Raw genomic sequence first — 14178 nt, 5'->3', positions numbered from 1 at the left:
GCGCCCCTCTCCCCCGCACCCTCCGCCTCCTCCCGCCCGGAGCCCCGCGCATGAGGGTCACCGACACGAGCGACCTGTGGTGGCGCACCGCCGTCTTCTACAACCTCGACGTGAAGACGTTCATGGACTGGGACGACGACGGCGTCGGCGACCTCGAGGGCCTCGTCCACCGGATCGACTACCTGGCCGAGCTCGGCGTCAGCTGCCTCTGGCTCGCGCCGTTCTACCGGTCACCCGGCCGCGACAACGGCTACGACATCAGCGACTTCTACGGAGTGGACGAGCGCTTCGGGCACCACGGCGACGTCGTCGAGGTGATCCGGACCGCCCACGACCGCGGGATGCGTGTGATCGTCGACCTCGTCGTCAACCACACCTCGGACCAGCACCCCTGGTTCCAGGCCGCCCGCTCCTCCCCCGACAGCCCGTACCGCGACTACTACGTCTGGCGCGACGAGCCGCCCGCCGATCAGCCCGCGAACGTGTTCCCGGACGCGGAGGACGGCGTCTGGTTCCGCGACGAGGAGGCGGGCCAGTACTACCTGCACCACTTCTACCGGCACCAGCCCGACCTCAACACCGAGAACCCGGCCGTGCGCGACGAGATCGCGAAGCTCATCGGGTTCTGGCTGCAGCTGGGCGTCGACGGCTTCCGGGTCGACGCGGTGCCCTACCTGATCGAGCCCGGCGAACGCGACGAGCACGAGTGGCTGCGCCTGCTGCGCCGCTTCGTCTCGCGGCGCTCCGGCGAGGCGATGCTGCTGGGCGAGGTCAACGTGACCCGCGAGGAGCAGCTCGGCTTCTTCGGCGGCGAGGACGCGGACGAGCTGTCGATGCAGTTCGACTTCATCGGCAACCAGCGCCTCTACCTCGCGCTGGCCCGCGAGGAGGCGGCGCCGCTCGTCGAGGCGCTCGCGAGCCGCCCCGAGATCTCCGTCGGCAGTCAGTGGGCGAACTTCGCGCGCAACCACGACGAGCTCACCCTCGACCAGCTGAGCGACGACGAGCGCGACGAGGTCTTCGCGGCGTTCGCTCCGGAGCAGTCGCAGCGGATCCACGGGCGCGGCATCGTCCGCCGCCTCCCGCCGATGGTCGACGGCGACCCGCGCCGCGTCCGCCTGGTCCACAGCCTGGTCTTCTCGCTGCCCGGGACCCCGGTGCTCTACTACGGCGAGGAGATCGGGATGGGCGAGAACGCCGACATCCCGGGCCGCAGCGCCGTGCGGACCCCGATGCAGTGGAGCAGCGCCGCCAACGGCGGGTTCTCGCGTGCCGACGCCTCCGACCTGATCGCCGCCCCTCCCGGGGGCGGCTTCGGACCCGAGCACGTGAACGCGGCCGCGCAGCTCCAGGATCCGAACTCGATCCTGGCCCACGTGAAGGGCCTCGCCTGGCTGTACCGGCGGTCGCCGGAGATCGGCTGGGGCGAGTACACGCACCTCCCCTGCGACGAGCCGAGCGTGCTCGCGCACCGGATGTCCGCGTCGACCGGCACGACCGTCGCGGTGCACAACCTGGCGTCGAACCCGCGCACGGCGCACCTGACGCTCCCCGACACCCCCGCCGGGGCGCGGCTGGTCGACTCCCTCGGCGGCGAGTCGCTCCCGCTCGGCGAGGACGGCGCCGTGTCGGTGCCCCTCGACGGCTACGGCGCGCGCTGGTTCCGCGTGGTCACGGAGGAGTCGCGCCGGCTGGTCTGAGCGGAGGGGCGGGGCTCTTCTCGACAGTCCAGGAGTCGTCGCAGTCGCGCACGAGTGCGACAACTACTGGGCTCTCGAGGGAGGCGGGGCAGGGACGGAGGACGAAAGCACCCACCGCACGAAACGTTACGCCCACCAGTCGACGGCATCGTTGACGTCACCGCCCTCCGCCGCCTACCGTGGAGCGCAACGTTTCGCCCCCGCCGCCGCACCAGGAGGATCCGCATGGCCCCCACTCCGCCGAGCCACCGCGTCCTCGCGAGCGGCAGCCGCATCCCCGCCATCGGCGCCGGCACGTTCGGCTCCGACCGCTACGACGCCGAGACCGTCGGCCTCGCGGTCGAGCACTCCCTCCGCGCCGGCTTCCGCCTCCTCGACTGCGCCACCGTCTACGGCAACGAGCCGCGCGTCGGCCGGGCGATCGCCGACTCCGGAGTCGACCGCGACGAGCTCTTCGTCATGTCGAAGATCTGGAACGACGCGCACGAGCCCGCGGCGGCCGTCGCCTCCGTCGAGCGCTCGCTCGCCGATCTCGGCCTCGACGTGCTCGACGCCGTCTTCGTGCACTGGCCCTTCCCCAATCACCACCCGCCGCACGCCGAGACCGACGCACGCGATCCGCACGCCCGCCCGTACGTCCACGAGGCGTTCCTCGAGACCTGGCGAGCGCTCGAGAGCCTGGTCGACCGGGGCCTCGTCCGGCACCTCGGCACCTCCAACGTCACCATCCCCAAGCTCGAGCGGATCCTCGCCGACGTCCGCATCGCCCCGCAGCTGAACGAGATGGAGCTGCACCCCTGCTTCCAGCAGCCGGAGCTGTTCCGCTTCTGCCTCGACCACCGCATCCAGCCGATCGGCTACTCGCCGCTGGGCTCGCCGTCGCGGCCGGAGCGCGACCGGGTGGAGGGCGACATCGTCGACATCGAGCACCCCGCGGTGCGGGCGATCGCCGAGGAGCGGGGCGTGCATCCGGCCGTCGTGTGCCTCGCCTGGGCGGTGAACCGCGGCCAGATCCCGATCCCGTTCGCGGTGAAGCCGGAGCAGATCGAGGCGAACCTGGCCGCCGCCTCCCTGGTGCTCACGGCCGAGGAGCAGGAGGCGCTGCGCGGCGCCGAGCGCAACAACCGGCTGATCAAGGGCCAGGTCTTCCTCTGGCCCGGCAGCACCGGCTGGCTCGACCTGTGGGACGCCGACGGCACGATCCCGGGCTGGAGCGGCTACGGCTCGCCCCGCGCCACCCTGTGACGTGGCCACCTACAAGGACCTGCAGCGGCTGACCGGCCTCTCGCTCTCGACCATCTCGAAGCACTACAACGGGCTCCCCGTGCGCCCCGAGAACCGGGCGGCGATCGAGGCGGCGGCCGCCGAGGTCGGCTTCCGCGTCAACGGCTTCGCTCGAGGCCTGCGCTCGCGGCGCTCCCGCACGGTCGGAGTGCTGCTGCCCGCCCTCGACAACGAGTTCCACCTCTCGATCATCGCGGGCCTCGAGCGGGCCCTGCGCGGAGAGGGCATCGGCGTGCTGGTCGGCGTGAGCCGCCCCGAGCCGGGAGCCGCCGTCGACCTGCTGCTCGAGAAGATGGTCGACGGGATCGTGGCGGTGCCGTCCGCGGGCGACGTCGACGCGCTGCGCCGCGCCTCCGAGCAGGGCACCCCCGTGGTGGCCGTCGACTGGATCGACGACGCACTGGTCACCGATCGCGTCGCGCTCGACAACGCGGGCGCCGGCGCCTCCGCCGCCCGCCACCTCCTCGACCACGGCCACCGCTCGATCGCGGTGCTCGGCGGGGAGGACGGAGTGTCCTCCACCCGGGAGCGGACCGCCGGCTTCCTCGCCGCCCTGGCCGAGCGCGGCGTCCACCCCGCCGCCGACGCCGTGGTGCGCGGCCCGCTGACGGTCGAGAGCGGGGTCGCCGCCGTCGAGCGGATCCTCGCCCTGAGCCCCCGGCCGACCGCCCTGTTCGCGAGCAACCGCGAGCTGACGGTCGGCGCCCTGATCGCCCTCGGCGACTCCGGACTGCGCGTGCCGACGGACCTCTCCGTCGTCGGCTTCGACAACGTCGAGCTGGCCCGCGTGGTCCGCCCGCACCTGACCACGATCGCCCAGCCGACGGAGGCGATCGCCGCCGAGGCCGCCGCCCTCGTCCGCCTCCGCCTCGACTCCGGGGCGGAGCAGCCCGGCCCCCAGGAGCGGAGGCTCCCCGGCCGCCTGCTCGCCGGCTCGTCCGTCGCCCACCTCCACGACCTCTAGGAGCTCCTCTTGCTGACCACGACCCTCCTCCACCCCGAGATCCTGCACGCGCTCGCCCGCGCGGGCCACGGCTCCCGCGTCCTCATCGCCGACGGCAACTACCCCGTCGGCACCACGCTCGGACCGAACTCCGCCCTGGTGCACCTGAACCTCCGGCCCGACATGCTGACCGTCGACGAGATCCTCGACGCCCTGCTCTCGGCGATCGTCGTCGAGGAGGCGACGGTCATGACCCCCGCGCCCGGCATCGACGTCCCCGCGCAGGACGCCTTCCGCCGATCCCTCGACGGCGTCCCCTTCACCTCGCTCGAGCGGCACGCCTTCTACGCCGAGGCGCGCACCCCCGACGTCGCGCTCACCATCGCCTCGGGCGACCGCCGCATCTACGCGAACCTCATCCTCACGATCGGCGTGCGCCCGGCCGACGCGTCCTGAGCGAGGGGCGGGCGGGGCGTCGTCCCGCCCGACCCCGCTCCCTGAAAGTCCACGAGGCGTTCTCACGGCCGGCATCCCTACTCTGGTCGGCGTGGATCTCGACACCCTCCTCAACATCGGCCTCGTGGTGCTGTTCGTCCTCCTCGGAGGCGTCTTCGCGGGCACCGAGATGGCCATCGTCAGCCTCCGCGAGAGCCAGGTCCGCGCGATCGAGGCCGGCAGCGAGCGCGGCCGGCGCATCGCCGAGCTCGTCCGCAACCCCAACACGTTCCTCTCCGCGGTCCAGATCGGCGTCACGCTCGCCGGCTTCTTCTCCTCGGCGTACGGCGCCTCGACCATCGCGCCCGACCTCGTGCCGCCGCTGCAGTCGCTCGGCCTCTCGGCCTCCGCCGCCTCCACCGTCGCCCTGATCCTGATGACCCTCGTCATCGCGTACCTCTCCCTGGTGCTGGGCGAGCTGGTCCCCAAGCGCCTGGCGATGCAGAAGTCCGTCGCGTTCACCAAGGCCCTCGCGCCCCCGCTCAACGCCCTCGCGCGCCTGATGCGCCCCGTGATCTGGCTGCTGTCCGTCTCGACCGACGCCGTCGTCCGCCTCCTCGGCGCCGACCCGCGCGAGAAGGGCGAGAGCGTCTCGGCCGACGAGGTGCGCGACATGATCTCCAGCAACACCGAGATCCACGAGGACAGCCGCCGGCTGCTCACCGACATCTTCCGCGCGGACGACCGCCGCGTCGCCGAGGTGATGCGCCCGCGCCCGGACGTCGACTTCCTCCGCGGCGCGCTCAGCGTGGCCGAGGGCTACGCGGCGGTCCTCGACCAGCCGCACTCGCGCTACCCGGTGGTCGGCGACGACTTCGACGACGTGCTCGGCTTCGTCCACGTGCGCGACCTGATGTCCGCGTTCCCGGAGGCGGGACGCGCCGGCACCGCGAGCAGCGTCGCCGACATCACCCGCCCGATCCTCGCGGTCCCCGGCACGACGAAGGTGCTCGCGGCCCTGCGCACCATGCGCCAGGACGGCCACCAGATCGCCGTCGTCATCGACGAGTACGGGGGAACCGACGGCATCATCACGCTGGAGGACCTGCTCGAGGAGCTCGTCGGCGAGATCTACGACGAGTACGACGGCGCCCGCCAGGCGGTCGACGCGAAGGCGGCCGAGCAGCTGCACGACGTCGACGGCGGGATGATCCTCGAGGACCTGGCGGAGCAGCTGGGCATCGAGCTGCCCGAGGGTCCGTACGAGACGGTCGGCGGATTCGTCCTCGACCGGATCGGCCGTGTGGCCGTCGTGGGCGACTCCGTGCTCGTCGGCGACCACCTGCTCCGCGTGGCCGAGACGGACCGCTACCGCATCTCGCGGCTGACCCTCGTGCCGCAGCCCGCGTCGGAGCCGAGCCCGCCGACGACGCCCGCCGTCTGACGGGCGACCGGCCGCCCCTAGGGCAGAGGGCCCTCCACCCAGCGCGTGGCGGCGCGGCCGCGGGCTCCGGGCTGCGCGATCCACAGTCCGCCGGCGTGCGGATGACGCGCCCGCTCGTCCGCCGAGAGGTCGCGTGATGCGGAGGTGACGACCGCGATGTCCAGGTCCTCGCCCGCGAAGGCGATGCTGGAGGAGTGCGGGGCGTCGATCCTGATGCCCTCGCCCTCGACCGGGCTGCCGTCGGCCTCGAACACCCGAACGCCGCTCCCGCCCCAGACCGCGACCCACACGCGGCCGTCGGCGTCCACGGTCAGTCCGTCGGCGAACACGCCCTCCTCGAGCTCGACGAACGGCTCGCGCGGGCCGTGCTCGGCGTCCGCGTAGGAGCGGCGGCGGATCACGCCCGACTCGGTGTCGGCCGAGTACAGCACAGAGCCGTCCGGCGAGAAGCCGAGTCCGTTCGAGAGCCGCAGGTCGTCGTCGAGCACGGTGACGGATCCGTCGTGCTCGATGCGCAGCAGGACGTCGTCGCCCGCCGACTCGCCGAGGGTCAGCGAGCCGACCAGGAGGCGCCCCTGCGGGTCGATCGTGCCGTCGTTGAAGCGGTGCCCCTCCGGCAGCAGCTCGGAGCCGCGCGTGAGGGAGCCGTCGACCTCCAGGATCGCGAGCCGTCGGGTCAGCGCGACGAGCGTCCGCCCGTCGCCCAGGGGCAGCGCGGCGCCGACCTGCTCGCCGACGTCGGTGCGCGAGATCGCTCCGATCCCCTCCGTGGTGACGGGAGCGGACAGGACCGCGCCGGCCTCGATGTCGACCCAGGTGAGGCGGGCGGTGTCCGGATCCCAGACGGGCCCCTCGCTGAGGACGTAAGTGGGGGTGCCCGCGGGCGTCGCGTCGATCATGCCTCCACGCTAGGCCGAGGAGGCGGGCGGTGTCAGGCCCCGCGGGACGGATCCGGGCTCGCGTCCACCGCGCCTCGCTCCGCCTCCGGGTGGGCACCGATGCCCGGGATACACCCGCTCGGCGGTCCGTGACAAGGGGTGAATAGCCCGGCGATATGGAGCCGCCCGCGGGTCTAGTGTCGTCTCGCCGCGCTCGGGACAGCGTTCCTCCGCAACGACGCCGGGGCGACAGGAAGGCGCTCGCCATGTCGACATCCACCAGTCCGCGCGGCCCGGTCCGGAGCCTCGTGCCCGCCCGCATCGACAGGCTCCCCTGGACCCGCTTCCACTGGTCGATCGTCGTCGGCCTCGGCTTCTCGTGGGTGCTGGACGGACTCGAGATCCAGATCGTCGCCTCCGCCGGCTTCGCGAAGGAGTTCGGGCTCTCGGCCTTCGAGGTCGGCCTGCTCGGCACGATCTACCTGTGCGGGCAGATCGCGGGCGCCCTGATCTTCGGGCGACTGAGCGACAAGCTCGGGCGGCGCAAGCTGTTCATCCTGACGCTCGTCATCTACCTGGTCGCCAGCGGCCTGGCGGGACTCGCGCCGAACTACGTCTTCCTCGCCGTGTTCCGCTTCTTCGCGGGCATGGGGATCGGCGGCGAGTACGCGGCGATCAACTCCGCGATCGACGAGCTCATCCCCTCCAAGTACCGCGGCCGCGTCGACATCGCGATCAACGGCACCTACTGGGGCGGCGCGGCTCTGGGCTCCGCGGCCAACCTGTTCTTCCTGAACGACGCGCTCTTCGCCGAGAACGTCGGCTGGCGCCTCGGCTTCTTCCTCGGCCCGATCCTCGGACTGGCGATCATCTACCTCCGCCGCCACATCCCCGAGAGCCCCCGCTGGCTGATGACGCACGGCCGCGAGGAGGAGGCGGAGCGCACCGTCGACGAGATCGAGCGCCGAGTGGAGGCGGAAGGCGGCGTGCTCGAGCCTGTCGACGACGCGAAGGCGATCACCGTGAAGGCGACGGAGAGCATCCCGTTCCGCACCATCGCCCGGGTGCTGCTGCGGCAGTACCCGAAGCGGACGCTGGTGGGCGCGACGATGATGATCACCCAGTCGTTCCTCTACAACGCGATCTTCTTCACCTACGCGCTGGTGCTCGAGAACTTCTACGGAGTCGAGCAGAGCGCGATCTCGTACTTCTTCTTCCCGTTCGCGATCGGCAACCTCGTCGGGCCGCTGGTGCTCGGCCACCTGTTCGACGTGTGGGGCCGGCGGAAGATGATCTTCCTCACCTACGGCGTCTCGGGAGCGGTCCTGGCCGTCTCGGCGGTCCTCTTCAGCATGGACGTCCTGACCGCGACGACGCAGACGATCCTCTGGTGCGTGTCGTTCTTCTTCGCCTCCGCCGGAGCCTCGAGCGCCTACCTCACCGTGAGCGAGATCTTCCCGCTCGAGCTGCGCAGCCAGGCGATCTCGTACTTCTTCACCCTCGGCCAGATCGCCGGAGCGGTCGCCCCCGCCCTCTACGGCGCGCTGATCGGCGACGGCAGCGACCGCGGTCCGCTGACGATCGGCTACTTCGTCGGCGCCGCCGTGATGATCCTCGGCGGCGTGATCGCCCTGATCTTCGGCGTGGACGCCGAGCGCCGCAGCCTCGAGAGCATCACCGAGCCCCTGTCGACCGTGAAGTCCTGAGGGCGGATCGCCGCGAGGCCGGGAGCCGTCCCGCGGCGTCTCGGAGCCGGCGTCTCGGAGCCGGCGTCTCGGGGCCGGCGTGGGCCGGCGTCAGTGGGCCGGGCGGTAGCCGGTCCGGTCGTCGGGGGTGATCGAGCGGAGGACGCGGGCGGGGACGCCGGCCGCGATGGTGAGCGGAGGGACGTCGCGGGTGACGACGCTGCCCGAGCCGATCACGGCCCCGTCGCCGATGGTGACGCCCTGGTTGATCGTGACGCCGCCGCCGATCCAGACGCCGTCGCCGACGACGACCGGCTTCGCGGTGCAGGCGCCGGCGGCGCGCTCGGCCGGGTCGAGGGCGTGGTTCGACGTGTAGATCGAGACGCGCGGGCCGAACAGCACGTCGTCGCCGATCGTGATGGGGGCGCCGTCGAGCAGGATGCAGTCGAAGTTCGCGTAGAAGCGGTCGCCGATCGTGATGTTGAACCCGAACTCGCACCGGAACGTCGGCTCGAGGTGCGCGTCCGCGCCCACCGAGGCGACGAGCTCGCGGAGCAGAGCCTCCCGCTCGACCGGGGGACGCCCGAAGCTCGCGTTGTACGCGTTCGAGGCGAGGACCGCCCGCTCGCGCGCGGCGACCAGCTCGGGGGTCATGTCGTCGTACACGGCGCCGGTCAGGATGTGCGCGCGCTGGTCCTCGAGGGTCATCGTCGTCCGTTCGTCGGTGTCGGCGCCCCGACGGGTGCCCGCGCCCACGCTACGGGGCCGCCGCGCGCCGGGACGCCGCCTCCTCCGCCGACGCACCGCTCCTGCAGCGGTGTCTCGATGACGGAGCGGCGTCTCGGCGGCATCCTGCAGCAGGAGCGGCACCTCGGCGCCGCCACGCCCCGGCCGCGCAGCAGGCGTCAGCCCACGTGCACGCCCGGCCGGCGGTCGCGGCGGGACTCCGCGCGGCGGAGGACCTCGCGGGTGACGGGGGCGACCTCGCCGGTGCCGGTGATGAGGAAGCGGAACATGTTCGAGATGGGGCCGCCCTCGGTCCACTCGAAGTAGACGTCCGGGATCACGCCGGTGAGGTCGCGGATCTCGAGCAGCACCGTGGCGATCGTGTTCGGGATGTTGCCGCTGGTCACCGTGAGCACGCGGAAGCCGTGGCAGACGCGGCCCTGCACGACCAGGTCCTCCTCGAAGTCGGAGGAGTCGGTGGTGTGCACCTCGAGGAAGAGCACCGGCCCGCGCATGGGCAGGTTGCTGTCGCGCTGCTCCTCCGCCAGCTTGTCCCGGTACTCGGCCTCGGAGCCGTCGTCGGGCTCGTTCGCGAGGATGCGGATCACGCCGTAGTCGTCGGCGTCCGTGGTGAGGAAGTCGATCGCGGCGGCGTCGAACACCACGGAGGTGGCGCGCAGCTGGAACGAGCGGTGCACGCGCGAGACGAGCGAGACCGCGAGGATGCCGACGATGAAGACCGCCGCGATCCTCACGCCGTCGGGCCTCTCGACCACGTTCACGACCGTCGTGTAGACGAAGACCAGCGCGATGACCGCGAAGCCCACGGCGCGCTTGCGCTGCTTCCTGCGCTTCGCCGAGAGGAACACGGCGACGGACGCGGAGGTGATCAGCACCAGCACGCCGGTCGCGTAGGCGCCGCCCTGCGCGTCGACGTCGGCGCGGAAGAGGATCGTGATGACGAAGGCGACGACGGTGAAGACCAGCACGAGCGGACGGACGGCGCCGGCCCACTGGGGAGCCATGCCGTAGCGGGGCAGGTAGCGCGGGACGATGTTGAGCAGGCCGGCCAGCGCGGAGGCGCCCGCGAACCAGAGGATGCAGATCGTCGCGACGTCGTAGACCGTGCCGAAGCCCTCGCCGAGGTACTCGTGCGCGAGGTAGGCCAGCGCGCGGCCGTTGGCCTCGCCGCCCGGCTGGAACTGCGCCTGCGGGATGAGCAGCGTGGTGACGAAGCTCGAGGTGATGAGGAACGCCGACATCGTGACGGCGGCGGTGATGAGCAGCCGCTTCGCCCCGCGGATGCGGCCGACCGGGGCGTCCTCGGTGTCGCCCGCGTCGCCGCGGATCTGCGGCATGACCGCGACCCCGGTCTCGAAGCCGGAGAGGCCGAGCGCGAGCTTGGGGAACACGATGAGCGCGATGCCGACCATGATCAGCGGATTCCCGTGCTGGGTCGTGAGCGCCGACCACCAGTCGCCGATGACGACGGGGTTCTCGGCCACGTGCCCGATCGCCACGGCGATCACGATCGCGTTGAGCAGGAGGAACACGGCCACGAGCACGACCGCGATCGAGATGGCCTCGCGGAACCCGCGGAGGAACACGATCCCCAGCAGGGCGATCAGCCCCAGCGTGAGCGGCACCTCCGCCCCGTGGAACCAGGCGGGGGCGAACGGGTTCTCGACCGCGTGCGCCGTCGCGTCGGCCGCCGAGAGGGTGATCGTGATCATGAAGTCGGTGGCCGCGAACCCCAGCAGCACCAGCACGAAGAGCTTGCCGCCCCACCAGGGCAGCAGGCGCTCGAGCATCGCGATCGACCCCTCGCCGCGGAAGCTCTCGCGGGCCACGCGGCGGTAGACGGGGAGCGCGCCGAGGAGGGTCAGCACCACCAGGACGATCGTCGCGAGCGGCGAGACCAGGCCGGCGGCGAGCGCCGCGATCGCCGGCTGGTAGCCGAGGGTGGAGAAGTAGTCGACGCCGGTGAGGCACATGACGCGCCACCACGAGTGCGTCCTGCCGGTGGCCGCGTGGGGGCCGGGGTGCGCTCCGGAGTCGTCGCGGAGGCCCTCGAGGAGCCACGCCTTCACCCCGCCCGCGCGCGCGGAGGAGAGAGGGGAGGGTTCGAGGGCGTCGGGGTCGCCACGGACGACGGAAGAGGTCACTGGATGTTTCTACTCGCCGTGAGGAGCGCGCCCGCCCGGAATGAGCGGATCCTCACGCTTTCCTCACGGGTAATCGGCTGGGGAGGGACGTCGACGCGCGATCCCGCGTCGTGAGGGGGTCGTGAGCGTCGCGCGAGCGGACCGTGCGGATCGGCCCGGTACGCGTCCGCGTTCCGTCAGGATCCCCTTCCACCCGCCGTCGCGGGGCGACGATGGCGCTCGTGCACCTGCTCCTCCGCCTCCTCGACGCCGGCCCCCGCTGGGGCCGCCACACCGTCGGTGCGAGCCGGTACGGCGTCGTCCGGAGCGAGCTCGTCGTCTTCGCGCCCGGCACCTCCGCCGAGGAGCGGAGGCGCCTCCGCCTGCACGCGGCCGGTCCGCAGCTGGTCGTGGCCGTGACGGCCGCCGGCGCCGTCGGGACGCTCGCGCTCGACCGGCTGCCGCTCCTCCTGCTGGCCGCGCTCGCCCTGCCGACCGCGTCGCTCCTGCTCCTCTCGGCCCGCTCGACCCGCCGCCTCCGCCGGGCCTGCGCCCGCCGGCTCGTGATCGCGGACGTCGACTCCCCCGCCGTCGCCGAGCAGGCGGCGATCGCGGCCGCGCTGCGGCGGGCCGACCGGCTGCTCGACGCCGGCGTCCTCACTCCGCTCGAGCACGAGGAGGTGTGGGCCTGCGCCCACGACCGGGTCGCGGGCCGCGTGGCTGACCGCCGCTCCCAGCCCCGGGCGGGAGGATCGGGGACGTCCGCCACCGATGGGAGCCCCTCATGACCACACCGCGCCGCGCACTGATCCTCGTCGACGTGCAGCAGGAGTACTTCAGCGGTCCGCTCGAGATCCAGTACCCGCCGCACGCGCAGTCGCTGCCGAGGATCGCCGCCGCTCTGGACTCCGCCGCCGCCGCGGGCCTCCCGATCGCCGTCGTCCAGCACAGCGCGGGCGAGGGAGCGCCGATCTTCGACCCGTCGGGTCCGTCCTTCGCGCTGCACCCGGAGATCGAGAAGCGCCGCTCGGATTCCTGGAAGAACGTCACGAAGCAGTTCGGCACGGTCTTCGCGGGGACCGACCTGCTCGACTGGCTCCGCGAGCACGACGTCGACACGATCACCCTCGTCGGCTACATGACCAACAACTGCATCCTCGCCTCGGCCGCCGAGGCCGAGACGCACGGGCTCCGCGCCGAGGTCCTCTCGGACGCGACGGGCGCGATCGCGATCGCGAACGACGCCGGCTCCATCGACGCGCACTCCCTGCACACCACGCTGATGGCGCTGCTCAACTCGAACTTCGCCGCCGTCGCCCCGACCACCGTCTGGATCTCGGCACTCAAGGGCGAGTACACGCTCCCGATGAGCAGCCTGCCCGAGTCGGCGACGGCGGGCGCCGCTCGCTGACGGGCACTCCTCCGGACGGATCGGCCGGCTCTACTCTCGGTGCATGGCCCTTCTGCACCGTGCGACGATCACCCCCGGGAAGCTCGAGATCGTGGAGGCATGGGCGCCGACGCAGCCCTGGTGCGAGGGCGGCGGATTCACGCAGCTCGGCGCCTACCGGTTCGACGACCCCGATGGCGAGGTGGGAGTGGAGACGCTGATCGTCCAGTCGACCGGGCAGCCGCCGCTCCAGGTGCCGCTGACTTACCGCGGCTCGCCTCTCGCCGGCGGTGACGCGCATCTCCTCACGACCGTCGAGCACACCGTCCTCGGTCGTCGCTGGGTCTACGACGGTGCCGGCGACCCCGTCGCGATCGCCGCCTTCGCCACGGCGATCCGCACCGGCGCCCGGGAGGTCGAGCAGCATTTCGAGGAGGACGGGCAGCGCATCGTCCGCCCGCCGACCGCGACGGTGCAGGGCAGCGGATCAGGCGCCGGAGCGTCCGGGCCGCCGTCGACGGTGCTCGTCCGCAGCGACGCACGGACCACCACGACCTCGGCCGACGGTCTGACTCTCGTCCTCGCGCGGGTCCTCGCGCCGCCGTTCCTCGAGGGCGAGGAGCGGCTGACCGGCAGGTGGAGCGAGGCGCTCCCCGTCACCCTCGCCGTCCTGGCCTGAACCGGCTCCGGTGGTCCGCCGCCCTCCGTCGCCCGGGTCGTGGGCGACGGACGGCGGCGCGCTCCGGGAGGACCTGCTCAGTGGCCGCGCAGTGCCGCGACGGTCCGAGTGGGACTAGTCGTTCAGGTGCGCGATGGCGTAGTCGGCCTCGTCGCTCGTGAACTGCTCCCCGTACTCGCTGGTCAGCTGGTCGCGGATGGCCTCCGGCGCCATCGCCATCTGGGCCTGGTAGTCCTTGGCCTTCGCCAGCGCGTTGGCGTTCCAGTCGGCGGAGACGGTGTCCACCGCGTACTGCGCGGCCTCGGGCGAGAACTGCTCCCCGTACTCGGAGGTGAGCTGGCCGTACAGGCCCGCCTTGCTCATGTGGAGCATCTCGGAGTAGCTCTGCGCCTTGATGAGTGCCGAGGCGAACTCGGGCGAGACCTGCGCAGCAGCCGCCGTCTCGACAGGCGCCGGGGCAGGGGCGACCGTCTCGACGGGTGCGGGCTCCGCCGTCTCGACGGGTGCGGGCTCCGCCGTCTCGACGACCTCCGCCTCCTCCGTGGCCGGCACGACGGGAGCGGTCGTGGGCTCGGACGACTCGACGATCACGGCCGCCGGGCGGTCGCTCGAGGCGGAGTTCACGGCGGCTCCGAAGCCGATCGTCGTCAGGAGCGAGGCGAGGACGGCCAGACCGCCGAGGACGACGCCGGTGATCGACATCGCCTTCGACTGACCGCGGCGGAGGGCGAGGATGCCCAGGACGACGGCGGCGATCCCGACGAGTGCTCCGAAGACCGGCACGAGGCCGACGAGGAACGCGACGATGCCGACGACGAGTGCGGCGATGGCGAGGCCGGTCGGGCCGGTCTTCGGAGCACTCGTCGGGAT

The 14178-nt window shown here is 72.4% G+C and carries 13 protein-coding genes; 9 read left to right on the top strand and 4 right to left on the bottom strand.

The window, feature by feature from the left end:
- Positions 1–50 precede the first annotated feature (50 nt).
- The 5 genes from C5C53_RS16360 (at position 51) to C5C53_RS16340 (ending at position 5806) form a co-directional block, all read left to right on the top strand.
- A complete protein-coding gene (locus C5C53_RS16360) occupies positions 51–1700 on the top strand; it encodes an alpha-amylase family protein (protein WP_104268030.1) in 1650 nt (549 codons plus the stop codon).
- Between the two features lie 225 nt (positions 1701–1925).
- The gene (locus C5C53_RS16355; protein WP_104261686.1) at positions 1926–2945 is read left to right on the top strand and encodes an aldo/keto reductase; all 1020 of its coding nucleotides are present in this window, start codon (positions 1926–1928) and stop codon (positions 2943–2945) included.
- A 1-nt stretch (position 2946) separates the two neighbouring features.
- Positions 2947–3948: a LacI family DNA-binding transcriptional regulator gene (locus C5C53_RS16350; RefSeq protein WP_104261685.1), complete on the top strand. Its 1002-nt coding sequence runs from the start codon at positions 2947–2949 to the stop codon at positions 3946–3948.
- Between the two features lie 9 nt (positions 3949–3957).
- Positions 3958–4383 (top strand): RbsD/FucU family protein, encoded by a 426-nt coding sequence (locus tag C5C53_RS16345; RefSeq protein ID WP_104225080.1) that lies wholly within the window; start codon positions 3958–3960, stop codon positions 4381–4383.
- A 91-nt stretch (positions 4384–4474) separates the two neighbouring features.
- On the top strand, positions 4475–5806 hold the full coding sequence (locus tag C5C53_RS16340; RefSeq protein ID WP_104227326.1) for a hemolysin family protein: 1332 nt from the start codon (positions 4475–4477) through the stop codon (positions 5804–5806).
- Between the two features lie 17 nt (positions 5807–5823).
- Here C5C53_RS16340 and C5C53_RS16335 read toward each other — a convergent pair whose 3' ends face one another.
- Positions 5824–6705: an SMP-30/gluconolactonase/LRE family protein gene (locus C5C53_RS16335; RefSeq protein WP_104268029.1), complete on the bottom strand. Its 882-nt coding sequence runs from the start codon at positions 6703–6705 to the stop codon at positions 5824–5826.
- Positions 6706–6950: 245 nt separating this feature from the next.
- Here C5C53_RS16335 and C5C53_RS16330 point away from each other — a divergent pair, with 245 nt between their 5' ends.
- Complete coding sequence (locus C5C53_RS16330; RefSeq protein WP_104225083.1) at positions 6951–8390, top strand: MFS transporter; 1440 nt, start codon at positions 6951–6953, stop codon at positions 8388–8390.
- Between the two features lie 90 nt (positions 8391–8480).
- Here C5C53_RS16330 and C5C53_RS16325 read toward each other — a convergent pair whose 3' ends face one another.
- Both C5C53_RS16325 and C5C53_RS16320 read right to left on the bottom strand, forming a co-directional pair.
- Positions 8481–9077 carry a sugar O-acetyltransferase gene (locus C5C53_RS16325; RefSeq protein ID WP_104248278.1) on the bottom strand — a complete coding sequence of 199 codons (597 nt, stop codon included), beginning with the start codon at positions 9075–9077 and terminating at the stop codon, positions 8481–8483.
- Positions 9078–9274: 197 nt separating this feature from the next.
- Positions 9275–11260, bottom strand: a complete 1986-nt coding sequence (locus C5C53_RS16320) for an amino acid permease (RefSeq protein WP_374953291.1) — start codon at positions 11258–11260, stop codon at positions 9275–9277.
- A 221-nt stretch (positions 11261–11481) separates the two neighbouring features.
- Between C5C53_RS16320 and C5C53_RS16315 the strand changes: the two genes are divergently transcribed.
- Genes C5C53_RS16315 through C5C53_RS16305 form a run of 3 tightly spaced genes read left to right on the top strand, consistent with a single transcriptional unit; the run spans position 11482 to position 13308 of the window.
- On the top strand, positions 11482–12027 hold the full coding sequence (locus C5C53_RS16315) for a DUF6611 family protein (protein ID WP_146084696.1): 546 nt from the start codon (positions 11482–11484) through the stop codon (positions 12025–12027).
- A complete protein-coding gene (locus C5C53_RS16310) occupies positions 12024–12650 on the top strand; it encodes an isochorismatase family protein (protein ID WP_104233860.1) in 627 nt (208 codons plus the stop codon). Before C5C53_RS16315 ends, C5C53_RS16310 begins: the two co-directional genes overlap by 4 nt.
- Positions 12651–12693: 43 nt before the next feature.
- Complete coding sequence (locus tag C5C53_RS16305; protein ID WP_104268027.1) at positions 12694–13308, top strand: hypothetical protein; 615 nt, start codon at positions 12694–12696, stop codon at positions 13306–13308.
- Between the two features lie 114 nt (positions 13309–13422).
- On the opposite strand, the gene C5C53_RS16300 is transcribed toward C5C53_RS16305, so the two are convergent.
- Positions 13423–14178: Ltp family lipoprotein (locus C5C53_RS16300; protein ID WP_308470989.1), on the bottom strand; the 756-nt coding region annotated here is incomplete at its 5' end.

It is taken from the genome of Rathayibacter sp. AY1E3, from assembly GCF_002932235.1.
Lineage (GTDB): Bacteria > Actinomycetota > Actinomycetes > Actinomycetales > Microbacteriaceae > Rathayibacter.
The sequence above is the reverse complement of the archived record's forward strand: the minus strand, read 5'-3'. Positions and strand labels throughout refer to the sequence as shown.